Genomic DNA, 24377 nt, shown 5'->3' on the forward strand with positions numbered 1-24377 from the left:
AGGTTGTGCTAAACACTCATGAGTGTTTAGCACAACCTCCGCCTAAATTCTTATATCTTTAAGAAACGACGCATTGAAATAATTGATCCTACTGATCCGATAATCATACCTGTTCCTACCATCAGCAGATTTAACTGCCATAAAAAGCTTTCAGGCTTAAGCATGGAATAGTTTGAACGCAGCAGCTGCAAATTCAAAATATTATATGCTTGTGTATAACCAAATGTCAGTAACAAAATTGGAACAATAGCTCCCAATAACCCAATCCACGCTCCTTCAAGAAAGAACGGCCAACGGATATATCCATTTTTAGCACCAACCAGACGCATAATTTGGATTTCTCTTTGTCTGGAAAGGATAGTAATACGTATAGTATTGGAAATTAGGAAAACTGCAACAAACAGCAACAACGCTGCAGCAGCAAGTCCCCAGGTTTGAACTGTTTTTGCCAGTTGAATAATCTTATCTGATGAAACACCGCCGTAATCGGCTTTAAAAACATTTTGAAGTTTTCCGGCATCCTCTGATATTTTCTTTGTCTGTTCAGGTTCTTTTGCACTTAGATAATACACATCATAAAGCGGGTTGCTGTCGCCTTCAAATAAATTCCAGGCGTCTCCCATTTGATCTTGTATTTTCTTCAGCTGCTGATCTTTATTTGAATAAGAAATGCTCTCAACATTTTTAATCTGTCCCAGTTCAGCTTCTAAATTCTGCATCTCCTCCGCAGTTGTTCCAATATCAACAAATACTGAAACTGTTACGTTTTGTGAAATATCTCTTGAAAGCTTTGTAGCATTAAAAATAATTGCCATGAAAATACCAACAAGTATCAGTGTAATCGTCACAGCACTGGTTGAAGCAATGGTCATCCAACCGTTTCGCTTCAAACTTTTCATACTCTCAAGCATATGAGTAAAAAATGTTCTAATCATCGTAACCGTAATCCCCTTCCGCTTGATCTCGAATGATCCGTCCATTTTCTATCGCAATAACTCTGTGACGGATGGTGTTTACGATCGTGCTGTTATGCGTTGCCATCACAACCGTTGTTCCCTGGGCATTGATTCGATCCAGTAATTTCATGATTTCCCAGGAATTTTCCGGATCAAGATTTCCGGTAGGCTCATCGGCAATAAGAACTTTTGGTGTATTAACAATTGCACGGGCAATAGAAACACGCTGTTGTTCTCCTCCAGATAGTTCGCTTGGGAAAACACGTACTTTATGTTTCAAACCAACTAAATCTAACACTTCCATTACACGTTTTTTCACCTCACGCGGTTTTCTTCCAATTACCTGCATTGCGTAGGCAACATTCTCATAAACAGTCTTTTTGCTTAACAGTTTATAGTCCTGGAAAACAATTCCAATTTCTCTTCTCAGATAAGGAACCTCAGTGTTCTTGATCTTTATCAAGTCGTGTCCGGCAACTTTTAATTTGCCTTTTGTTGCTTTTTCCTCGCGGTACATCAGTTTGATAAACGTTGATTTACCAGCACCTGAAGGTCCTACAACGTAGACAAACTCACCAGGTTTTATTTCTATTGAAAGATTTCTAATAGCTGTTGTTCCATTAGAATACTTCTTCATTATATCTTTCATTTCAATCATGATGTTTTCTCTCCATCTCTGTATAAAATCATTGCTTATTATAGCATTAATTTGTTTCAATCCTCTTGCAAGACTTTACAGTTATATTTCATTTACAAACTAAAGCTAATTAATCTGCATTTTTAAATACGCATCAATAAATCCATCAAGATCTCCATCCATCACAGCTTGTACATTTCCAGTTTCATGATTCGTCCGGTGATCCTTAACCATGGAGTATGGATGAAAAACATAGGAACGAATCTGAGAGCCCCAGCCAATTTCGAGCTGCTCGCCACGCAGGCTTGCTGCTTCCTGTTCCTTTTTCTCAAGTTCCAGCTGATAAAGTTTTGCTTTCAGCATAGACATTGCCTGCTCCCTGTTCTTCAGCTGAGAGCGCTGAGCCTGGCTGGCAACTACCGTCCCAGTTGGAATATGAGTAATCCGAACTGCCGACTCTGTCTTATTGATATGCTGTCCTCCGGCCCCGCTGGCACGATACGTATCAACTTTCAAATCATCTGTATTAATATCTATTTCTACCGTATCATCCAGTTCAGGCATTACATCGACAGAACAAAATGAAGTATGTCGGCGCTTGGCTGAATCAAACGGAGAAATTCTAACCAGACGATGAACGCCTTTTTCGGATTTTAAATAGCCGTAAGCATTATACCCTTTTATTTCCAGTGTAACACTCTTGATCCCCGCTTCATCTCCTGCAAGATAATCCAGTGTCGCAACTTGAAAGCCATGGCTTTCTGCCCAGCGTGTATACATTCTAAGGAGCATACTCCCCCAATCCTGTGATTCAGTACCGCCAGCTCCCGGATGCAGTTCAATGATTGCATTATTCTTATCATACGGTTCATTTAACAGAAGAGAAAGTTCATAAACAGCCAGCTTTTCAGTTAGCTTTTGAATTCTTTCCACCAACTCATCCTGTGTCTCCTGGTCATACTCTTCCTGCTGCAGTTCATTCATGATCTCCAATTCTTCAAGTTCCTCAGACAACTGATTAAACTGCTGAAATTTCTCTTTGTAAATATTGGTTTCATTAATCAGCTTTTGCGCTTCTTCTGTATTATCCCAAAAGCCCGGTTCTGCCATTCTATGTTCAGCCTCAGCAATGTCTTCCTCTAACTGATCTAAGTCAAAGAGACCCCCTATAGCTGTTGATTTTTTCATTCATTTCATCTAAAGAACGGCGAATTTCTGCATTTTCCATAAATTGAAACATTCCTTTCTTTTCATATACTAAATGGAATTTTGCTGTTTTTGCCCATAGAATTAATAGATACTAAAGACTACAGGAGAAAAAAAGAAATATCAACTGCTGACTTATTCATCTTTAGCAATTCTTTAATTTTTATGGATGCAGCCAGCCAAACTAAAACATTTGACTGTATGATTATTTCAGTTCTGAAAACAGATGATCTGCATCAACTTTTTTCAGCTCAATAAAACAGCGGGACAGAAGTCACTCCTATAAAATGAATCAGAATTTGATTTAACTGAGAACCATTTCCTACTAAGCAGTACTAAACAGTTTCTCTGCAAAATTGAATGCTCCGCTTTCTGCAAATAAACAGTCGCAGTCAACCTGCCATTCAGTTATCAATTTCTGTTCATTCTTTGAAGTTGAATACTTCCGTCCCGATTTCTTCACATATTACGCATTTTTACCATGACAGTTTTTGTATTTTTTTCCACTGCCGCATGGACATGGATCATTTCTTCCAACTTTTTTATCCACTTTAACAGGTTTCTTTTTAGCAGAAGTATTACTTTGTTCTTCTGCTGTTTCGCCTGGATGACTTGCTTCACCTTTAGCAACCTGTTCTCTTTGAACATTTTGGCGAATCTCTGATTTCATAAACAGACGGGTTACTTCAAACTCGATCGCTCCAACCATATCTTCAAACATTTGGTATCCTTCAGTCTGGTATTCCACTAATGGATTATTTTGTCCATATGCACGCAATCCCACTGATTGACGCAGCTGATCCATCGCATCGATATGATCCGTCCATTTTGTATCTACAACACGCAGAATAACCACTTTTTGGAATTCAAGCATTTGTTCCGGTCCATTCAGCTGTCCTGCTTTTGTTTCATAAACTTTATGGGCAGCCTCATACAAATATTCTTTGATTTGTTCAGGTGTTTTATCTTTAATATCTTCCGCAGAAACTTCATCTTCATGTAAAAGAGCAGAGCCGGCAAAATCAACAATACCTTCAATGTTCCAATTTTCTTTTTCCAGTTGGGTATGGCTGTCAACAACACGTCCGATAGTACGTTTCACCATATTCAGCAAAATTTCTGTCAGATCATTTTCTTCCATAATAACTTGCTGGCGCTGTGCATAAATAACTTCACGCTGTTCGCGCATGACATCATCATACTGCAAGACATTTTTACGAGTATCATAGTTGTTTCCTTCCACTCGTTTCTGTGCAGATTCAACCTGTTTTGTCAGCATTTTACTTTGAATAACCGCATCTTCTTCATCAATCTTCATCCGATCAAGGAATACTTTGATACGATCTGTACCAAAACGTTTCATCAAATCATCCTCTAAAGAAAGGTAGAATTGAGAAACACCCGGGTCTCCCTGCCGGCCCGAACGTCCGCGCAGCTGATTGTCGATACGTCGTGATTCATGACGTTCAGTACCAATTACAGCCAAACCGCCTAATTCAATCACACCAAGTCCCAACTTAATGTCGGTACCACGACCAGCCATGTTGGTTGCAATAGTAACAGCGCCTTTTTGACCAGCATTCATAATGATTTCCGCTTCTTTAAAGTGATTTTTTGCATTTAATACTTCATGCGGTATTTTTTCCTTATTCAGCATATCAGAAAGCAACTCAGATGTTTCTACAGCAACAGTACCAACCAAGACTGGCTGCCCATTATGATAACGTTCTTTAATATCATTAACTACCGCTATAAATTTACTTTTCAGTGTTGGATAAAGCAAATCTGCACGATCATCACGAATAATTGGTTTGTTTGTTGGAATCTGGATAACCTGCATATTATAAATTTCACGGAATTCTTCTTCTTCCGTTTTCGCAGTCCCTGTCATACCAGACAACTTTTTATACATCCGGAAATAGTTTTGGAACGTGATTGTTGCCATTGTTTTTGTTTCATCTTCGATTTCCACGCCTTCTTTGGCTTCAATCGCCTGATGCAGTCCGTCAGAGTAGCGACGACCATCCATAATACGTCCAGTAAACTGGTCAACAATCAGCACTTTGCCTTCCTGCACAACATAGTCAATGTCGCGAATCATGATATAGTTGGCGCGAAGTGCCTGCTCCAAGTGATGGGTTAAAGCTGTATTTTCAATTTCATAAAGATTTTCCAGACCAAAAGTTTCTTCGGCTTTTTCCATACCGGCTTCTGTCAGATTAATCGTTTTTGACTGAACATCAATCTTATAATCTTCTTCTTCTTTCAAGCGTTTTACCAGATTATCTGCACGAGTATACAAGCCAGTTGATTTTTCAGCTTGCCCTGAAATAATCAAAGGTGTACGTGCTTCATCGACTAAAATCGAGTCAACTTCATCCACAATCGCATAGTTCAGCGGACGTTGAACCATTTGGTTTTTATAAACTACCATGTTATCTCTGAGGTAATCAAAACCAAGCTCATTATTTGTACTGTAAGTAATATCTGCTGCATAGGCTGCACGTTTTTCTTCTGCTGATTTTGAGTTGATATTCAGTCCAACACTTAGACCAAGAAAATTATACAATTCACCCATTTCATTGGAGTCACGTGTTGCCAGATATTCATTCACGGTTACAACGTGAACACCTTCTCCTGAGAGTGCATTTAAATAAACCGGCATTGTTGCTGTCAGGGTTTTCCCTTCACCGGTTCTCATTTCAGGAATATTGCCATCATGCAGGACAATCCCTCCCATAAGCTGAACTCGGTAAGGATACAGTCCCAAGACTCTTTTTGCCCCTTCACGAACAACAGCAAAAGCTTCCGGAAGCAGCTGATCAAGAGTTTCTCCTTTTTGATAGCGTCCTTTCAATTCTTCAGTTTTTCCTGCAAAGTCTTCATCTTTTAATTGTTCCATGGTTGAAGCAAAGCTGTCAATTTTATCTGCGATAGCTTCCAGCCGCTTCAGTTCCTTTTTATCATTTTCAATCATCTGTCTCAGAAAATTTGCCATTTTTTAAGTGTTCCTTTCAATTAACTCTATTTATTTTTTTCTTCGAATTACACAGTCATTTTTACAAGAATGTACAATCATCCTTCTTATTTTATCATTACTTCTTAAGAAAGGAAATAACTTACTAAAAAGAATTCCCTAAATATTTCTATGTACTTGCAACTATATTTACAATAAAAACTGGAGAAAAGCAACTGCCTTACTCCAGTCGACTATTAATATTTCCACCTTTGGAATGATTCAAACTCAGTCTGTTTCAATCAATCCATATTTACCGTCTTTACGACGATAAACAATGCTTGTGCCATTAGTGTCAGAATCTTCAAAGATGAAGAAATTATGTCCAAGCATGTTCATTTGTAAAACAGCTTCTTCACTATCCATTGGTTTTAGTGAAAGGCGTTTTGTACGTACGATATCAAGTTCTGAATTTTCTTCTGAATTATTGTCATCTTCAGTAAAGAAGACAGCTTCCTTCATAATTTCTGTACCGGTTTCGCGTGATTTGCGATTGATTTTTGTTTTAAATTTACGGATTTGACGTTCCAGTTTATCTACAACTAAATCAATGCTCGCATATAAATCAGGAGAAGTTTCTTCAGCTCTTAAAACTAGATACGGAAGAGGGATAGTTACTTCAACTTTAGCAGTTTTTTCAGTGTAAACTTTCAAATTAACGTAAACAGTTGCTTCTGGTGAATCACTGAAATATCTTTCCAGTTTCTTAACTTTCTTCTCTACGTAATCACGGATTGCTTCTGTTACTTCAATGTTTTCTCCACGTACATTATATCTAAACATAACAATTGCCCCTTTCATCTACCACTAAAGAGAGAATTCAAAGGACCACTCTTTCCTTCTCTCTTCTTATTCTCTATTATAGCTAACTATTAACTATTTGCCAACAAAATTGCCATTCAAATTTTATGAAAATCATTTAAGTTATCGAGCTAAAGAAAAAGTTTCAAGCTTTTTTACAGGATACTTTAAGATAATTTCCGAGGCATAGAAAAGCGTTCTTCCTGTAGTATATATATCATCAACTAAAAAAACAGCTTGATTCGTCAAACAGGATTCATATTCGGGTTTCAATACAAAGGGCTGTTCACCTGACAATCGCTCCAAACGGCTTTTTTGCGCCTGTGGTTTATCTTCTCTGATTCTCAATAGATAATCTGAATAGGATACACCGGCACTTGCCAGAATACCTTCCACCTGATTAAATCCCCGAATCGCCAGTCTTTTTTGCGATAAAGGAAGCGGAATAATCAAAGAATTTTTCTTCTGCTTAAAAAAATTTGAAATTTCTTTTGAAAAAGTATGACTCAGAGCGTAGTTGCCTTTGAACTTATATTCCTCAAACCACTGTTTCATTTCACTGTCATAATGAAATAATGCAGTATGACTAAAAGGGTATGCAGGATATTTGCTTTGCCACCTTTTGCAGTCTTCACAAAGATTTCCAGGGTATTCCCTGCAGCAGCCTGAACAAACTGAGCTTTTATCAATCAAATGAAATTTTTTCTGACACTGAAGGCAAAGCTCATGATCAGAAATGGGTTTAAACAGCAGAAGTTCTGTAATGGAAGGAACTTTAATAAAAGGATGCTCACAATAAACACAGTTCATCTACCAGTCCTTGCTCCTCCGCCAGCTTATTCATTTGCTGTATTTGTCGAATACTGTTCTTTACTTCTCTAGTTTGTCCATCATGGACAAACCAGACTTCACCGTTTGTGTGGATCATTTTACGATCCACCCTTCCTGCGATCTGAACCAGAGCAGATTCGGTGAATACCCGATGCTCCGCTCCCAGTACCATGACTGAAACCTGATCAAAGGTCACGCCCCTTTCAAGAATTGTTGTTGTTAAAAATAGACGGAACTCATTTTTTCTCATCCTCATTACTTTCTCTGCCCGCTCCTCATCTTTGGAATGAACAGCAGCTACCATTCCATCAGGCAGCTGCTTTTTCATCAAAGTATACAGTTTCTCCAAAACAATAATACTTGGACAAAACAGAAGTACATTGTTCTTTTTCATCAGTAAATGAAGAAGGCTGAGCATCTGCTTTGGAATCTTTCCCTGATTAATCGCTTTGCGCCATTGAAAGCACCACTTTAGTTTTGGGACCGGAAGTTTCCGGCGGTGATATCTCGCTGGTAATATAATTGTTTCCAGTTCATTTATCTTCTGTTTTTGAAGAAGCTCTTTTGTTGGAGTAGCAGTGAGATAAATCAAGCTAGCCGTCTCTTTTAATGCATTTTGAGCACCGATATGCAGTATTTGTTCGTTCACATACGGAAATGCATCGACTTCATCAATGATAAGCAAGTCAAAAGCCTGATAAAAACGCAGCAGCTGATGTGTGGTGCAAATAACTAATTTTGTATAATTATAGGGAATTTCAGACTTTCCATGCAGCAAAGTAATTGGCTCTTCTGGAAAAACCTCCTGAATTCTAGGATAAAGCTCCAAACAAACATCCACTCTGGGAGATGCCAGTCCAACACGTTTCCCCTCTTCCAGTGCTTCATAAATCGCATGAAAGAGCATTTCCGTTTTTCCTGCTCCTGTAACTGCCCAGATCATGCCGTTTCTGTTCTTTGTGATAATGGTCCGCAAATTTTGTGAAACCTCTTGTTGACCGTCCGTCAGCTGCCCCTGCCAGATAAAGAGAACTTCTCTGGGAACAATTTGAGTCTCTGGGAGATGATAAAAAATCTCATCGCTGTCAACTCTGCCAAACTGAATACAGCTTGGGCAAAAATAGAAATTTTGAGACAGCTGAACAAAAGCTTTCAGATGCTTCATCCCACATCTGCCGCATTCAATTTTATCTCCATATTCTTTCATGGCAGGCAATTGAATCGCTGAAGAGATATCTATATCAGTATTCAGCTCCTTTTTCATTACTTTTCGTCCGATTAATTCGTTCATTTCTTTCCTCCTGTCTTAGTATTCGCAAAAAGAGAGAATTATTGTCAAAAAAAAATGGAGATGCGACATTAGTATGCCTCATCTCTCTATAATCGAATAAACAGTATTCCAGTCTTTATATAACGCTGCGATCAGTTATCTCCTATTTAAGATTAAATATTTACTTGTTTATGAGATCATCGTGTTGTATACCCTTTCACTAGTATAATTATCTTAATGGGACTGGAAATTCTGATAACCGATTTTCTACTACGAAAAAATCATTGTACCTACGAGTCTCACTACACTACACTTCGTTTCGATCTCCTCAATTTCTAAATGGCAAAGCCACTAAGAATTGAAGGACTTTGTTCGATTCTCGATACAAACGCATCTATTTGGAAAAGCATTGGCAGCTTGAGACGAGCAAAGATTATCACAGACTCGTTTTGTTTTCTAATTATTTTTTAAATCAACCACTTCGATTTCAGCAGCTTGTTAAATACAATATATTCTTTTTCCAGGTTCACCTGCGCAACCTGGTACCCTGCGTTGAGCCAACCATAGGCTCCTTTTTCAGGATGTTTATAGTCATTAGCCCACCAGTCCGGATCATCTCTGGCAGTTTTTGGGAGGCCCGAATACGGAAAAAGAAGTTCGTCAAATTGAGTAAATGTCAGTGTTACCTGTGAGCCGCCATTTTCTTTAAGGTACTGAGTAATATGATCATATTTCTTTGATCGTTCTTTGGCCACGCGATCTCCTCCCATCTGTTATTATTATCTCACAAATCGTTGAAGTTTCAACTATTGGCACCCTGAAAGCTCAATGTTTTCCATAGTTGCTTAACCTGTTGTTTTTTTCTATACTGGTAGTATTATAACTGTGTAAAGGAAGATACGATGATCGATCATTATTTTACAATTTTGCAGGATGGACAAAGTGAACAGGAAATTAAAAAATCTCGTTTTATTTGCTATATGAAGCGTGTTCACACTGAAGAAGAGGCAAAAGCGTTTATTGCCGAGATAAAAAAAGAACATTGGAAAGCAAACCATAATTGCAGTGCATTTGTTGTTGGTTCAAAAGGCGAAATACAGCGAAGCAGTGATGACGGAGAACCTAGCGGAACAGCCGGGGTGCCCATGCTGGAGGTCTTAAAAAAACGTGAGCTGATCAATGTTGCTGCAGTAGTTACACGTTATTTTGGAGGAACTAAACTAGGTACCGGAGGATTAATTCGCGCATACAGTCATGCTGTTTCTCAGGCAATTGATGAAATTGGTGTTGTTGAAGGAAAGCTGCAGCAGGAGCTCCGTCTGACGATTGCTTATTCCCAGCTGGGAAAACTCCAAAAATTTTTGGAAGGCAGTGATTGTACAACAAAGGAGACACTTTTTAGTGAAACTATTACCTTAATCTGTTTAGTGGATGAAGAAAAGACAAAGCAGTTTCTCAGCGAAGTAACAGATGTATTAAATGGACAGTTTAGTTTTGTTGAGGGCGAATGCAGTTATCATGAGGTTCTCTGTAAATAAATCAAATAAGAATGTGCGGTTGTGCCGCACATTCTTATTTAGCTTCTATTTTTGATATAGCAGCTATTTGCCTTATCAAAATAATAACCGTGTGATCTCAGTGCACCACAGGAAGCCTGATTTTCAAGTTCCGGCTGAACAAATAATCCTCTTACTGTTGTTCTTCTGAAAAACAGCTTCTGTCAGCAAACCCACAATCCCTGTTCCAAATCCTTTTCCAAGTTGAGCTTCTTCACCGATTAAATAGTCAATACTGTATATTTCGTTCAGCTATACTTCTCCATACCATTCTTCTTCAGCATCAGCACAACAATAGTATTGTCCAAATCCAATTGCCTGACCATCCATTAAAACAATGAAGTAGTGCAGAAACTTAAATGCATCATTTCGTTTTCTGATCTCCAGCAACCAGTCCTCTGGTTCGTGATACCAACGAGCGACATGCCTTTCTTTGAAGCCAGCTTTCCATTAAAGGTATATCCTCATCATTCAGTTCTCTTAGTTGGGCATTCATTTTTTTCGCTCCTCCAAGTGTTTTTACTTTATCTACGAACCATTCAAGCAAAAACGAAGGAGCATGAATCTGCAGCTCATGATCAGCTTAACAGGGGGCTTACAAATATAACTTTTCCCTTCTGACCTATTTATTTTTCCAGATAAAATTCAAAGCGGTTTCCGGCATATTGTGTACGTACATATTCAAATGGGCGGCCATCCTCCAGATAAGAGATCTGCCGCAGTCTTAAAATAGCATCTCCACGTTTGATTTCCAAGTACTCGGAAATCTGCTCAGATGCCAGCATAGCTGAAATGGTCTGATTGGCATGACCAATCTTATACCCGCCTTTTTCTTCCAGCATCTGATACAACGAAGTACTAATTTCAGATTTGCTGTACTTTTCTACAAGGAAATAAGGAATACTTGCTACCTCAAAACAGATAGGAATGCCATCAGCATAGCGAATTCGCTCCATCCTCAAAATAGAATCCTCTTCTGAAAGCTGTAGTTTAGCCTGCTCACTGGAGTTTGGTTTGGCAATAAAATAAGACACCGTTTTGCTTGAAGGTGTTCGATTTTGAGAAACCATAATTTGGGTAAAACTAGTTGTCCCAATCATTTTTTCCTGTACTTTTTTCCTGGCTACATATGTTCCGGAACCAATTTTTCTTTCCAATATCCCTTCATCAGCCAGCGTTTGAATTGCCTGACGGAGTGTCATTCTGCTTACATTAAAATGTACTGCCAGCTCACGTTCAGACGGCAGACGATCTCCAATTGCCCAGCGACCCTTTTCTATATCTTCTTTTAGCTTATCGTGTATCTGCAAATAGATTGGTAAAGAAGAACTCATGCGATCTCCCCCTCTTATTCTTATATTCCAAGTATAACTGGTATATACCTAATAAACAACCAGATTTTTAATATAAAGGCATTTTTATCCTTAATACGCTTATTTGGTATAACTGAATAATAAGAAAACAGAGAGTGGGACAGAAAAAAGTTCCAAACTCTCTTCGTATCTACCCCCGAATAAACGGCGGGACAAACGCTTATGAATGTTTATCCCGAACTCTGCGATGCGCACACGCTCATATTATAAATGGCTCTTCTCTTCTTTCAACATCTTGTGAGCTGTTGCCATCATCAATCGGATACGGTTCAACTGATTTACCAGTGAGACGCCTGGATCATAATCAATGGCAGCGATATTTGCTTTTGGATACTGGTATCTAAGCTCTTTGATAACTCCCTTCCCAACCACATGATTTGGCAGGCAGCCAAACGGCTGCATGCAAACAATATTGTTTACGCCTTCTTTCAGTAATTCGATCATTTCCCCTGTCAGGAACCAGCCCTCTCCCGTATGGTTACCGATTGACAGCACCTTACCTGCATCTTCAGCTAATTCATAGATTGAAGCAATCCCTTCAAATCTATGAGAATTTCTCAGAGCTTTGTCCATTGGTTTTTCTACTAATTCAATCATCTTAATTGCAAATTCTGCAATCATTTTACTCCTTTTCGACATTCCCAGATTCTCATATTTAAAAATCTGATTATAGAGTGAATAATTCATAAACCCAACGATATCTGGTACAACAGCCTCTGCACCTTCTGCTTCTAAAAGCCGGACGATATCGTTATTTGCAGTTGGAGAATACTTAACCAGTATTTCTCCAACAACTCCTACTTTAGGCTTTTCGATATCCAGCAAAGGAACAGTGTCAAAATCCTGAATAATTTTCTTCATATTTCGATTAAACTGAGTCAGTGAACCATTTCGAACATTTTTCTCGATTTTCTTCAACCATTCCTCATGCATGCGGTCAATCATACCCGGCTCAACCTCATAAGGACGTGTTCGGTAAACCACACGTTCAAATAAATCACCGTACAGGAAAGAAACAGCCACTCGTTTTAGCATAGGTAAAGTAAATTTAAAGCCTGGATTTGATTCAACACCTTTATTCCCCATTGAAATAGATACCACAGGAACCTGTGAAAAGCCTGCATCATTCAATGCTTTTCTCAGCAACGGAATATAATTGGTAGCCCGGCACCCGCCGCCGGTCTGCGTCATCATCACACTGACATTGTTAATATCATAGTCTCCACTCTGCAGAGCCTCTACTAGCTGACCAATTGAAATAATTGCAGGATAACAAGAATCATTGTTAACATATTTCAGTCCAACATTAATTGCTTCATTATCTTCAGAGGGAAGACAGACCACATTATATCCAGAAGCTTTCAACGCCACATCCACAAGTCCGTTTTGATGAATAGGACTAAGCATCGGCAAAAGCAGTGTATGATTCTTCTTCATTTGCTTCGTAAAGATGATTTTCTCCTGACTTTCTTCACGTTGTTGAGGTTCAAACCCACGTTTGTCTCTTTCTCCTACAGCAGCTTTCAATGAGCGCAGCCGAATTCGAATAGCTCCCAGATTTGATCCTTCATCAATTTTAAGCACTGTATAAATTTTGCCATGCTGCTCCATAATTTCTTCCACCTGATCGGTCGTCACAGCGTCCAGTCCACAGCCGAAGGAATTCAACTGAACCAGCTCAAGATTTTTAGATTTTGCAACAACCTTGGCTGCAGCATATAGTCTGGAATGGTAAACCCATTGATTGACCACTCTTAAATTTCCAATATCGCCCAAATGAGAAATACTGTCCTCTGTTAACACATGGAAGCCTTCCTGGGTAATCACATCAGCAATACCATGATTGATTTCAGGATCTAGATGATACGGTCTTCCTGACAGTACAATCCCTTTCTGCCCTTTTTGATTTAACATTAACAGTGTTTCCTCGCCTTTATTACGGACATCTTCTTTAAACTGCTCCAATTCTTTATACCCGTGATGAAGAGCTGCTGTAATTTCTTCCTTTGTAATGTCCAGATCTTCAAATGCTGCTGCCAGCACCTCTGCCACTGAGGCTTCGTTTGCCAAATTTATATAAGGATTCCGATAATCCACTTTTCCATCACGAATATCATCCACATTATTTCTGATAACATCCGGATAACTTTGTACAATGGGACAATTAAAATGATTATCCGCTTTCAGGTCTTCCTGACGTTCAAAAATCACTCCTGGATAAAAAATCATTCGAATTCCTTTATCGATCATCGCCTGAATGTGCCCGTGAGTTATTTTAGCCGGATAGCAAGCCGTATCACTTGGGATGCTTTCCATTCCCTGTTCATATAATTCCTTGCTGGATCGTGGAGACAACTCCACTCTAAATCCTAAATCATTAAAGAAAGTAAACCACAAAGGATAATTTTCATACATATTCAACACACGTGGAATACCGACAGTTCCTCTGACAGCATCTTTTTCTTTCAGAGGACGATACTTGAACAGTCTGCGATATTTATAATCGATTAAATTTACTTTTCGGTCTTCACGTTTTACTTTAATCCTTGCTCCTCGTTCACAGCGATTACCTGTGATAAACTTGCGGCCATCTGAGAAAATAGTCACAGTCATCATACAATTGTTTTCACAGAGACCACAATTCGTAAATTCTTTATCTGCAGTAAAAGTTTCCATTTCTTCTTGTGATAGCAGAGTTGTTTCATCCCCGAGTTCATAGTTCTCCAGTGCAATTAATGCGGCACCGTATGCCCCCATCAATCCAGATATGGAAGGACGTATAACTTCACGACCGCTGATCATTTCAAAAGCCCTTAAAACAGCTTCATTGTAAAAGGTTCCTCCCTGACAAACAATCTTTTTCCCAAGTTCTTCAGGTCTTCTCACTTTAATTACTTTGTAAATGGCATTTTTGATAACAGAATAGGAGAGCCCTGCTGAAATATCTCCAATAGAGGCACCTTCTTTTTGCACCTGCTTCACTTTGGAATTCATAAAGACAGTACAGCGAGAACCTAAATCAACAGGCCCTTTTGACTCCAATGCTGCCAAAGCAAAATCTTTCACATTGTAATTCAGTGATTTCGCAAAAGTTTCGATAAATGAACCGCATCCGGAAGAACAAGCTTCATTCAGTTGAATAGAAGACAGAACACCTTCTTTTATCGTCATCGCTTTCATATCCTGACCGCCAATATCTAAAATAAAGTCAACACCGGGTTGAAAATGCTCTGCCGCTTTGTAGTGAGCCATTGTCTCTACTTCGCCAATATCTACTTTCAGGGCATTTTTTATCAGATGTTCACCGTACCCTGTAACTGCAGCCTTGCCAATAAACGCTCCTTCCGGCAGTTGAGCATAAAGATCCTTCAAAACAGTCATTGTTGTTTCCAACGGCTGTCCCTGATTATTGCCATAATAAGAAAAAAGTAAATTACCTTCCTCGTCAATTAAGGTAACTTTAGTTGTTGTGGAGCCGGCATCCAACCCCAGAAAAGCTGCCCCTTTGTGCTTGGACAGCACTTTTTCCACCGTATTCGACTGACTGTGACGTTTCCTGAATTTTCTCAGATCCTCTTCATCTTTAAACAACGGCTCCAAAGTATCTGTAGGCTTCAGCTGATCTTTATCACCGCCTGTCAGTCTTTCAATCAGCCGATTCAGCTGCGTCGGTTCAACTTCCTGTGAATAAATCGCTGCTCCCATTGCAACAAATAACTGTGGATGTTCAGGAAAAATTACATCTTCCGGCTTAATATCCAATGTTTCAATAAATCTTCTACGCAGTTCAGACATAAAGAACAAAGGTCCACCAAGAAAAGCAATCTTCCCTTTTATTTTTCGACCTGCTGCTAAACCGGCGATCGTCTGATTCACAACTGCCTGAAAAATACTTGCAGCGATATCTTCTTTTGCAGCCCCTTCATTGATTAGCGGCTGAACATCTGTCTTGGCAAAAACACCACATCGGGAAGCAATCGGATAAATAGTCTGATAATCCTTAGCCAGTTCATTGACACCGTTGGCATCCGTTTTCAGCAATACTGCCATTTGATCAATAAAGGCTCCCGTTCCGCCTGCACAGCTTCCATTCATGCGCTGCTCCAAAGCACCCTCAAAAAAGGTAATTTTAGCATCTTCCCCACCAAGCTCTATCGCTACATCCGTTTCAGGTATAATTTCTTCAACCGTCTTTGTGCAAGCAATTACTTCCTGTACAAAAGGAATTTCCAGCACATCTGCCAAACCCATCCCGCCTGATCCTGTAATCATCATGCTTATTGGCTGTTCTCCGCCTAAAATTTCCCGAGCGTCGCTTAATACACGTTCCGTTGCAGCTTTTACATCTGAATAATGCCGTTCATATTTCGCAAATTTTGTTTGATTTTCACCATCAATAATAACTAATTTAACAGTGGTTGATCCCACATCGATTCCTGCTCTTAATTTTATCATGCAACCACTCCTTCCAAGAGAAAAAAATCACAATAAGCAACAGTTTGTTGATTAACTTACGTGTTGTCTGATATAATACTTATGTCTATTTTAGAAATGATTGCTTTTTTTTGCAATAAGCAAAATGTTGGTTTTTGTGAGATAAACAACAAAGTTGGATGTAATGTTGTCTTTTTGAAAGGAATTTTTGCAATGAAAAAAAAAGATCTTCGAGTAATGAGAACTCACAAGATGATTATTGAAGCTTTTTTTCATTTAGTTGAAGAGAAAAGCTTGGATGCAATCACGATTCAGGAAATTGCCGACCGGGCAATGATTAACAGAGCCACCTTTTATGCACACTTTAAAGATAAGCAGGATCTTTACGAGCAGATTTTTGATTTTGCTGTTCAGGCGTTTACCTCCGTTCTTGATGCAGATACCACTATTCAACAGAACAAATTGGAAGTAAAAAAAATTGAATTGCTGTTAACAAGAATTTATAACAATATTCATAAAAATAAGAATTTCTTTCTGACAATTATGGATGGCAGCTCTAATGAAGTGTTGAGAAGAAAGCTGGCTGATATTCTCTATGAAAAATATTCCTGTATTTTTTCACAGTTAAAAATCACCGAAAATGATATTGAAGTTCCTGTTGATTTCATCATTGAATATATGACATCCATATTTGTAGGAACACTTCACTGGTGGGTCAGCAGTGAAACAGATATGACGCCAAACCATCTGGCACGTTTGGTGATTAAATTAGTTGGCAATGGACATCTGACCGTTTTAGGGATAGAGATTGAGAAGTAAGAGGTTAGATTGCTGTTCTTTGAAAAAAAGTTGGTTGAAGTTCTGTAATGACTTCAGTATAAAATTACAATTCTCTTCTACTTATATCAAACAAAAGAAGCAAGCCTCCTTCCTGCGGATCAGGTGAAGGTACTTGCTTCTTTTGTTGTATCAGAAGAATTAATGGTTCTTATCTGTTTTTAGCCCGCCATTTTTTGTTATGGGCTGTTTTTCTGTCCGAAGTTATTTTACCGGGAAAACCAGCTTTTATCTGATACTTTTTTTGTTTGCTTAAATCATACAATCTTTCAGCTGTATCTGTAATTTTTTCTTTAAGATTCATCTGTTTACTCTCCTTTACCTGTTCATCAACTTATACACTTTCATTATAGAATAAAAAACAGAGCTGCTCAAGAATTATGAGCAGCTCCAAAGACTGGGGTAGCTGGATTCGAACCAACGAGTGACGGAGTCAAAGTCCGTTGCCTTACCGCTTGGCTATACCCCAAAAATAAAAAATGGAGGAGAGTGGATTCGAACCACTGAACCCTAAGGAACGGATTTACAGTCCGTCGCGTTTAGCCACTTCGCTACTCCTCCAAAAGGTTTCTTAAAAACCTGACTTATTCATAATACATAATTTCATCTGTAAATGCAAGTGTTATTTATAATTTTTTTTCAGCATTTATTCCGCAAGATTCCATTGACGAATAATGCTCTCAATTCCTTCATCAACTGTCTTAACTGTTGCCTGTGTACCGCCATTCATTTCAATCGTAAAACGCTTTTCATCTTTTGGAATAATCCGTCCGATTTCTTTCTTTCCGATTAATAACTTTGTTACAGTTATCTGTACGCCGGCAAGCGTTTGTTTTTCTTCCTCAATTCTTACCTCTATATCTTTATTCTTTTTTGACATTCTTATCCCTCCCGAAATAAATCATACCATAATCAGAAAAAAAAGCATCTATTTCTTTTCAAATAGACACTTTTACACTTATTGCCTAAGCATTCGTTTTCTTTGAAATTCACTGAAAAGGGCAAAGAATACGCCGATGGCAACGGATATAATCCCCATTACAATAAACATTTGAAGAAAGCTGGCTAAATAAGTTTGTACAAATCCATACATTGCTTTAGATTGTATTCCCAGACGCTTCAATACGCCTGTCAGCAGGAAAAATGCCGGCAGAACGATCATCATCAAACCGCCGCCTGTAAAAATATAGCCCCAAAATCTCACCAGTCGGTGAAAATATCCTCTTAATGAGCTGAAAAGAACAGCACTTAAGATTGCCCAAAGAATACCGCAAACAATCATGAATAATAAAAGCTTTGATTTATAACCAATCATTCGATTTGTAAAAGAAACCAGAAAAGGCAGCTCAATATACCCATCATATATTTCAACAGAGCGATCAGCCAAAAGAAGGATTGAATTTTCCGTATCCTTAGTAACATCTATACCCTTATCCGCTGCATATCTCTTGATTTTCTCAGTTACAGAATTATGGACATTTTTCTGATTTTTTAGTTCAAAATCTTTTCCTCTGTTATACATTGCAGTGAGATAAGACTTTACATCTTCCTTTACAAAAGCTTCTGTTACCGCTATTTCTAAAACTCCGGCCGGAATATTACTGCCTAATGCGGTATTTTCTATCTGCTTATTAATTTCTTCAGATAAATTGGTGTAATAATCTGATTTCTCCGCTTGCCTTTCCAAATATTTTCCACTAAAAAGTGTGAGGTACAGACTTAGCAGAATCAGAAAACCAAATAAAAATACCATTGAAAGAAAAGCCAGAAATTGTCTTGCAATCGTTTTACTTAATGGTGTTGAGTGTTGCATTTCTACTTCGCTCCTCATTTTAGACATCCCCATCTATTAACGGTCCCGAAACATAGTCTGCAAAAACAAACACCCGTTCCGGCGTTAACCCTATGGCATCCAGCGGGTAACAAGTATATAAAATCAGAGAATGCTTTGTTTTATCTCCAAGTCTTTCTTTAATAACCGGGTCTGTATAGTGTGCAATCTTCTTTTCTGTAACCTGATAAGTATAATCTCCATAATGTGTACTGATGGAAATTGAATCACCCGGCTCCAAATAGTAAATCTTACCAAAAGAAGGCGCGTTATGCCCACCAATCAATGTTGTCCCAATATCTCCCGGGATCATACTCCCAATATATTGACCAGCACCCAGGCTTAAAATATCTTCGCTATCTCCATAAAATAAAGGTTCATTAATTCCAACTTTATCAATAATCACCTTGCCGAACTGATCTCCTCCATCCGGATAAATCAATGTCGATGAGGCTAATTTTCCTTCAGAATTAATAGACTGTTCTTTTTCAGTCTGCTCAGCTTCAGCAAAAAGATTATTTTTTTCACTTTCAAAATCCGGAGCATCGCTTAATAAAATCAACTCAACAGCTGATGAAGCAAAATTAATGACAGGTGCACCGATAATATAAATGATAAGATAGCCAAAAATCATAAAGAGAAAGGGCACATAAAAATATGCCCCCACCCTTTTGAACGTTTTTTTACGCAAGTTTACGTTTTCTACTTACAAATGCCGCACCTGCAGCAGCTGCCAGTAAAGAACCAAAAGTGATTCCGCTAAGAACATAGCTGTTTCCAGTGTTTTTAACCGCACTGCCAGAGCTGTATACTGGATTTCCAGCAGCATCTGTTACAGTAACAGCGGTATAAGAACCTCCGCTGCCGAAAGTGATTTTCACACCTACTGCATTACCAGCAGCAATAACATAGTTCTTCAGCTGATCAAGTACACTTGTCGGCAACAAGCGTAATGCATCTCCCAGAGTTGTTGCATTTGTTGTATCTACATTTTGAGCTCCAACTAAAGCAACAGCTGCACGAATGTTTGTAAGAACTTCTTCAACCTGTGCATCCGTTAATGCTACACGTTTCAAATGATTCTCAGCAGCATTAATTTCTGCTGCTTCAAAGTAGAATTTCTTTCCGCCAATCGTTGCACCTGCATTCAACTCGTTTAGGATTTTTTGCTCATTGGCTGCAATCGCGCCATCTGCTGAAGCTGGCATAGCCAAGCCTAGAGCAACAAAAACTACAACTAATAATCCCAAGATTTTTTTCATGTAATCTCCTCCTATCTTTAATTATTTATAAAAAATTACCGGCAAACTTTGCAGTTAGCCAGAATTAATTATACCAACAAACAACGGGGTGAGTAACATATTCTCCCCTTACACAAAAAAAGACTATTTACTGATATCCGAATGTTTTTTAAGAAAAAAGTGAAATTTCCAAAGCCCTGGTAAGGTCTGAAATGGAAATTTCTCTTCATTCGATAATGCGTTTACTCACTACAATTAATGAAATTCTAAATTAAAGTTATCATATGGATATTTATTAGTCAATGCTTTTCAAAGACTTCAATTAGAAAAATATTCTAGACATTCTTTTTGGTAACAAGGGCTACTTCAAAAACATCGTATCCGGCATCTGTTAAAATGCGTTGAATTTTCTCAGTTTCCCGACTTTCTACCTGCATTTCAATAATCGTCTCCAGCTCTTTACGATTTACTACTACCGTCATAATACTGAAATCATTTTCCGCAAGAAGTTCTGTCATTCGTGCAAGAATTCCTTTATGATCCTCAGGAATACGAATCTGAATTCTTGTTCCCCCATCATTATAACCTGTTATTTTTAGGAAAGCATCAAAAATATCATTGTTTGTAATAATACCAACCAAATCATTATTTTTATCAACAACAGGCAATACACCTATATTGTTGACTCTCATTTGATAAATACCATCTTCAAGTAAAGCATCAGGATCAACAGTCAGAACATCTTTAATCATAATATCAGCAACTGTTGTTTTGTTTAAAAGATAGTTTACCTCATACACGCTCAGGCTGGTTGCCTGAGAGGGCATTGCCGACTGAATCGTTCCTTCTGTCAGCAGTCCCACCAATCGTTCATTCTTAACAACCGGCAGTCGGTGAATATCGTTTTTCTTCATCAAATCTACAGCATCAAAAATTTTCACATCAGGCTGTACAACGATCAGATTTTTCGTCATAAAATCTCTTATACTCATTAATTAGCCTCCTAAATATGCTTTTTTCACTTCTTCATCATCAATCAGTTCTTTCCCAGTTCCACTTAAAACAATCTTTCCGGTTTCAAGTACATACCCTCGATCAGCGATTGACAGTGCCATTTTAGCATTTTGTTCAATCAGTAAAACAGTAGTTCCCTGCTTATTGATTTCCTGAATGATGTTAAAAATTTCCTGAATAAAAATCGGTGCAAGTCCCATTGATGGTTCATCCAGCAGCAGCAGTTTCGGTTTTGACATTAGAGCACGTCCCATTGCCAACATCTGCTGTTCGCCTCCTGAAAGTGTAGCTGCATCCTGATTTCTTCTTTCTTTCAAAATTGGGAAGCGATCGAAAATCATGTCATACTCTTTTTTAAACTCATTTGATTTACGTAAAAACGCACCCATTTCAAGATTTTCCTGCACAGTCAATCCAGGAAATACATGTCTTCCTTCCGGCACCTGACATAATCCAGAGGCGACAATTTTCTGCGGTACCATTTTTTGTATCTCGTTTCCTTCAAAAAGAATTTTCCCGCCTGATGAGCGGGTCAGTCCTGAAATCGTTCGAAGAATTGTCGTTTTTCCAGCGCCGTTTGCACCAATCAGAGAAACGATCTCTCCCTGCTCCACATTAAAGCTGACTTCTCTTACTGCTTGAATCATACCATAATGAACAGATAAATTTTCAATCGACAGCATTACAGCTCACCTCCAAGATAAGCTTCTATTACCTGAGGGTTATTCCGAATTTCTTCCGGTTCTCCTTCAGCAATGACCCGTCCATACTCAAGAACATAAATCCTCTGACACACTTCCATCACCAGACTCATATCATGTTCAATCAGCAAAATTGTAATTTGAAACTCTTTTTGTATTTTTCTAATCAGTTCTGTCAGTTCAGCTGTCTCCTGTGGATTCATTCCAGCAGCCGGCTCATCCAGAAATAGAACCTGCGGATTTGTCGCTAAAGCACGAACGATTTCCAATCTGCGCTGTTCTCCATAAGGAAGGTTTTTAGCTAGATGATCTGCTTTCCTTTCCAGTCCAAAAATCATAAGCAGTTCTCTGACTTTTTTCTCCAGCTCTTCTTCCTTTTTATAAAACATCGGCAGGCGCAAAATACTGGAAAAAATGCCTTCTTTATTTTTACTGTTCATTGCAATCAATACATTATCCATCACAGTCAGTTCTTTGAACAGGCGAATATTCTGAAAAGTTCTGCTAAGTCCCATATCTGCAATTTTATAAGGTTTCATCCCATTTAGTATATGCTTTTTCCCCAGCAGAGACAATTCAACGGTTCCTTCACTTGGCTCATAAACCCCTGTTAGCAAATTGAACAGCGTTGTTTTGCCGGCACCATTCGGACCAATAAGTCCAATTAATTCGTTGGTTTCCAAAGAAAGATTTACATCAGAAACAGCCGCCAAACCGCCAAAGTTTTTAGTCAGATTTTTAACTTCCAATAGAGGCATTTGAATCGTCCCCCTTTTTATTAAATAAGCGTTTTACTGAAAATTCCCACGTACCCAATAAGCCGCCCGGTTTGAAAATCATAATAATAATTAACGCCAGTGCATAAATAATCATACGCAGTTCCCCAAAGTTTTGCAGATACATATTCATAACCCCTAATGCTATTGCAGCAATAACGGTTCCAGTCACACTTCCAATTCCACCAAATACCACGATAATCAGAATATCTATGGATTTCATAAACCCAAAATCTTTTGGTGCAATTGTTTGGATATAACTTGCATAAATTCCTCCGGCAACACTGGCAGTCATCGCTCCAACTACGAAAGCAATAACTTTATATTTTGTTGTATTAACTCCCATTGATTCTGCAGCAATTTCATCTTCGCGAATAGCCATTGTAGCTCTTCCGGAACCGCTGTGAATATAATTGACAACAATCAAAATAGTTACCACAACAAAACCAAAAACCATAGACCAGTTAACGAATGGCGGAATACCGAAAATTCCAGCCGGTCCATTTGTAATATCTCTCATATTAATAATGACAATCCGAATAATTTCCGATACACCTAATGTCGCAATAGCCAGATAATCTCCTTTCAATCGCAGTGTAGGAATACCAACCACAACCGCAACTATCCCTGAAAGGAGGATACCTAAAAGCAAACCTGTGAAAAAGCCGGCTAAAGTAGGATTTTTTACAGACATAATTGCCGTTGCATATGCACCGATTGCCATAAAGCCGGCATGTCCCAATGAAAACTGTCCGGAAAACCCGATAATCAAATTTAATCCCAAAGCTAAAATTATATTCATTCCAATGGTGATAAGCGTATTTTCTAAATACAGATTTACCGCACCAAGAACATAAGCTGCATAAATTGCACCATAAACAGCTAAAGCAATCAGCGACCAGATTAGGATATATTTCATATTTTTCTTCATACATATCGCCTACACTTTCTCTTTAATATTTTTCCCTAATATACCTGCAGGACGAATCAGCAAAATAACTATCAGTAAGGCATATACAACAGCATCTTTATAATCGGAGAAGCCAAAAGCCACTGCCGCTGTTTCCAGCAAGCCGATAACAAAACCGCCGATTGCCGCGCCGGGAATAATACCAATTCCACCGACAACTGCTGCTACAAATGATTTCAGTCCGGGAACAACCCCCATCATCGGATCAATGGAATTGTAGTACAGCCCGATCAGCATACCAGCTGCAGCTGCCAGAGCAGAACCCAAAGCAAAGGTAAATGAAATGGTTCGATTAACATTGATCCCCATCAGCTGAGCAGCATCAGAATCTACACTCACTGCACGCATAGCTTTCCCCATCTTACTCTTTTTAACAATCACCTGCAGCAAAATCATTAGGAACAGAGACGTAAATAAGATAATCAGCTGAATATTGGAAACTTCAATAAATCCGATTTTGTATGTTTCCAGTTTAATTGCCTGAGGAAAAGCACGAGGATCCGATTTAACCATTTGAATCATCACATTCTGAAGCAGGAAAGATACACCGATCGCAGTAATTAATGCGGCGATTCTGGTTGATTTCCTTAAAGGACGATAAGCTAAAAACTCAATGATTACACCAATCACAGCTGCACAGATCATTGATAGAATCAGTGCCGGAAAAAATCCAAGATTAAAGCTGTTAATAAAAAAATATCCCATAAATGCACCCAGCATATAAACTTCTCCATGGGCAAAATTAATTAATTTTATAATACCGTAAACCATTGTATAGCCTAAAGCCAACAATGCATATATACTGCCAAGAAACAGTCCGTTTATCAGCTGTTGAATCAGCATTTCTATTGCCATTTAATCACATCCAGTTTTTGGTTTTTCAGTAACAAAAGAAGCAGTTGTTTTTTATGAACAGTATGAAGAGTC

General features: G+C 38.5%; 24 protein-coding genes and 2 tRNA genes. 2 read left to right on the forward strand and 24 right to left on the reverse strand.

The features are described from left to right. Positions 1-50 precede the first annotated feature (50 nt). From ftsX to IW492_RS08285, 8 genes are all read right to left on the reverse strand, one after another. Entirely contained in the window at positions 51-935 is an 885-nt protein-coding gene (gene ftsX / locus IW492_RS08250; protein ID WP_202067143.1) for a permease-like cell division protein FtsX, read from the reverse strand. Beyond that, entirely contained in the window at positions 928-1614 is a 687-nt protein-coding gene (gene ftsE / locus IW492_RS08255) for a cell division ATP-binding protein FtsE (protein ID WP_202067144.1), read from the reverse strand. Before ftsE ends, ftsX begins: the two co-directional genes overlap by 8 nt. A gap of 105 nt (positions 1615-1719) precedes the next feature. Beyond that, positions 1720-2821 (reverse strand): peptide chain release factor 2 gene (gene prfB / locus IW492_RS08260; protein ID WP_202067145.1). Its coding sequence is split into 2 segments (ribosomal slippage): positions 1720-2748 and positions 2750-2821, totalling 1101 coding nucleotides; the frame shifts between segments, so codons are not numbered across the junction. 444 nt (positions 2822-3265) lie between these two features. Then, positions 3266-5797, reverse strand: coding sequence for a preprotein translocase subunit SecA (gene secA / locus IW492_RS08265; protein ID WP_202067146.1), 2532 nt, complete (start codon positions 5795-5797; stop codon positions 3266-3268). 246 nt (positions 5798-6043) lie between these two features. Further along, positions 6044-6598, reverse strand: a complete 555-nt coding sequence (gene hpf, locus IW492_RS08270) for a ribosome hibernation-promoting factor, HPF/YfiA family (RefSeq protein WP_202067147.1) — start codon at positions 6596-6598, stop codon at positions 6044-6046. Between the two features lie 141 nt (positions 6599-6739). After that, the gene (locus tag IW492_RS08275; protein WP_202067148.1) at positions 6740-7426 is read right to left on the reverse strand and encodes a ComF family protein; all 687 of its coding nucleotides are present in this window, start codon (positions 7424-7426) and stop codon (positions 6740-6742) included. Continuing rightward, positions 7407-8738: a DEAD/DEAH box helicase gene (locus IW492_RS08280; protein WP_202067149.1), complete on the reverse strand. Its 1332-nt coding sequence runs from the start codon at positions 8736-8738 to the stop codon at positions 7407-7409. The genes IW492_RS08275 and IW492_RS08280 overlap by 20 nt, the downstream gene beginning before the upstream one ends. Before the next feature lie 446 nt (positions 8739-9184). Beyond that, entirely contained in the window at positions 9185-9472 is a 288-nt protein-coding gene (locus IW492_RS08285; protein WP_229441637.1) for a DUF7662 domain-containing protein, read from the reverse strand. Positions 9473-9619: 147 nt separating this feature from the next. Here IW492_RS08285 and IW492_RS08290 point away from each other — a divergent pair, with 147 nt between their 5' ends. Further along, on the forward strand, positions 9620-10255 hold the full coding sequence (locus tag IW492_RS08290; protein WP_202067151.1) for a YigZ family protein: 636 nt from the start codon (positions 9620-9622) through the stop codon (positions 10253-10255). A 270-nt stretch (positions 10256-10525) separates the two neighbouring features. On the opposite strand, the gene IW492_RS08295 is transcribed toward IW492_RS08290, so the two are convergent. From IW492_RS08295 to IW492_RS08305, 4 genes are all read right to left on the reverse strand, one after another. Beyond that, positions 10526-10663 (reverse strand): hypothetical protein, encoded by a 138-nt coding sequence (locus IW492_RS08295; RefSeq protein WP_202067152.1) that lies wholly within the window; start codon positions 10661-10663, stop codon positions 10526-10528. Beyond that, positions 10638-10769, reverse strand: a complete 132-nt coding sequence (locus IW492_RS18360) for a hypothetical protein (RefSeq protein WP_269160925.1) — start codon at positions 10767-10769, stop codon at positions 10638-10640. The genes IW492_RS08295 and IW492_RS18360 overlap by 26 nt, the downstream gene beginning before the upstream one ends. A gap of 130 nt (positions 10770-10899) precedes the next feature. Beyond that, positions 10900-11607 carry a GntR family transcriptional regulator gene (locus tag IW492_RS08300; protein WP_202067153.1) on the reverse strand — a complete coding sequence of 236 codons (708 nt, stop codon included), beginning with the start codon at positions 11605-11607 and terminating at the stop codon, positions 10900-10902. Positions 11608-11850: 243 nt separating this feature from the next. Beyond that, positions 11851-16098, reverse strand: coding sequence for an acyl-CoA dehydratase activase-related protein (locus IW492_RS08305; protein WP_202067206.1), 4248 nt, complete (start codon positions 16096-16098; stop codon positions 11851-11853). A gap of 195 nt (positions 16099-16293) precedes the next feature. On the opposite strand from IW492_RS08305, the gene IW492_RS08310 reads away from it, so the two are divergent. Beyond that, a complete protein-coding gene (locus tag IW492_RS08310) occupies positions 16294-16899 on the forward strand; it encodes a TetR/AcrR family transcriptional regulator (RefSeq protein ID WP_202067154.1) in 606 nt (201 codons plus the stop codon). A 169-nt stretch (positions 16900-17068) separates the two neighbouring features. On the opposite strand, the gene IW492_RS08315 is transcribed toward IW492_RS08310, so the two are convergent. From IW492_RS08315 to IW492_RS08370, 12 genes are all read right to left on the reverse strand, one after another. Beyond that, positions 17069-17221 carry a hypothetical protein gene (locus IW492_RS08315; protein ID WP_202067155.1) on the reverse strand — a complete coding sequence of 51 codons (153 nt, stop codon included), beginning with the start codon at positions 17219-17221 and terminating at the stop codon, positions 17069-17071. Between the two features lie 93 nt (positions 17222-17314). Then, positions 17315-17386, reverse strand: a tRNA-Gln gene (locus IW492_RS08320). Positions 17387-17397: 11 nt separating this feature from the next. After that, positions 17398-17478: transfer RNA gene (locus IW492_RS08325), tRNA-Tyr, on the reverse strand. Between the two features lie 85 nt (positions 17479-17563). After that, the gene (locus IW492_RS08330) at positions 17564-17797 is read right to left on the reverse strand and encodes a DUF2969 domain-containing protein (protein ID WP_202067156.1); all 234 of its coding nucleotides are present in this window, start codon (positions 17795-17797) and stop codon (positions 17564-17566) included. Positions 17798-17875: 78 nt separating this feature from the next. Then, complete coding sequence (locus IW492_RS08335) at positions 17876-18748, reverse strand: hypothetical protein (protein ID WP_229444636.1); 873 nt, start codon at positions 18746-18748, stop codon at positions 17876-17878. Between the two features lies 1 nt (position 18749). After that, the gene (locus tag IW492_RS08340) at positions 18750-19397 is read right to left on the reverse strand and encodes a class D sortase (RefSeq protein ID WP_229441640.1); all 648 of its coding nucleotides are present in this window, start codon (positions 19395-19397) and stop codon (positions 18750-18752) included. 34 nt (positions 19398-19431) lie between these two features. Next, on the reverse strand, positions 19432-20010 hold the full coding sequence (locus IW492_RS08345) for a hypothetical protein (RefSeq protein ID WP_202067157.1): 579 nt from the start codon (positions 20008-20010) through the stop codon (positions 19432-19434). 314 nt (positions 20011-20324) lie between these two features. Further along, positions 20325-20981: a CBS domain-containing protein gene (locus IW492_RS08350; RefSeq protein WP_202067158.1), complete on the reverse strand. Its 657-nt coding sequence runs from the start codon at positions 20979-20981 to the stop codon at positions 20325-20327. A 3-nt stretch (positions 20982-20984) separates the two neighbouring features. Continuing rightward, positions 20985-21686 (reverse strand): ABC transporter ATP-binding protein, encoded by a 702-nt coding sequence (locus tag IW492_RS08355; RefSeq protein WP_202067159.1) that lies wholly within the window; start codon positions 21684-21686, stop codon positions 20985-20987. Continuing rightward, a complete protein-coding gene (locus IW492_RS08360) occupies positions 21686-22462 on the reverse strand; it encodes an ABC transporter ATP-binding protein (RefSeq protein WP_202067160.1) in 777 nt (258 codons plus the stop codon). The genes IW492_RS08355 and IW492_RS08360 overlap by 1 nt, the downstream gene beginning before the upstream one ends. Beyond that, on the reverse strand, positions 22443-23411 hold the full coding sequence (locus tag IW492_RS08365; protein WP_202067161.1) for a branched-chain amino acid ABC transporter permease: 969 nt from the start codon (positions 23409-23411) through the stop codon (positions 22443-22445). The genes IW492_RS08360 and IW492_RS08365 overlap by 20 nt, the downstream gene beginning before the upstream one ends. 9 nt (positions 23412-23420) lie before the next feature. Next, positions 23421-24299, reverse strand: coding sequence for a branched-chain amino acid ABC transporter permease (locus IW492_RS08370; protein ID WP_202067209.1), 879 nt, complete (start codon positions 24297-24299; stop codon positions 23421-23423). Between the last annotated feature and the right edge of the window lie 78 nt (positions 24300-24377).

The organism is Enterococcus sp. BWB1-3, assembly GCF_016745275.1.
In the GTDB taxonomy this organism is placed as follows: Bacteria; Bacillota; Bacilli; order Lactobacillales; family Enterococcaceae; genus Enterococcus_L.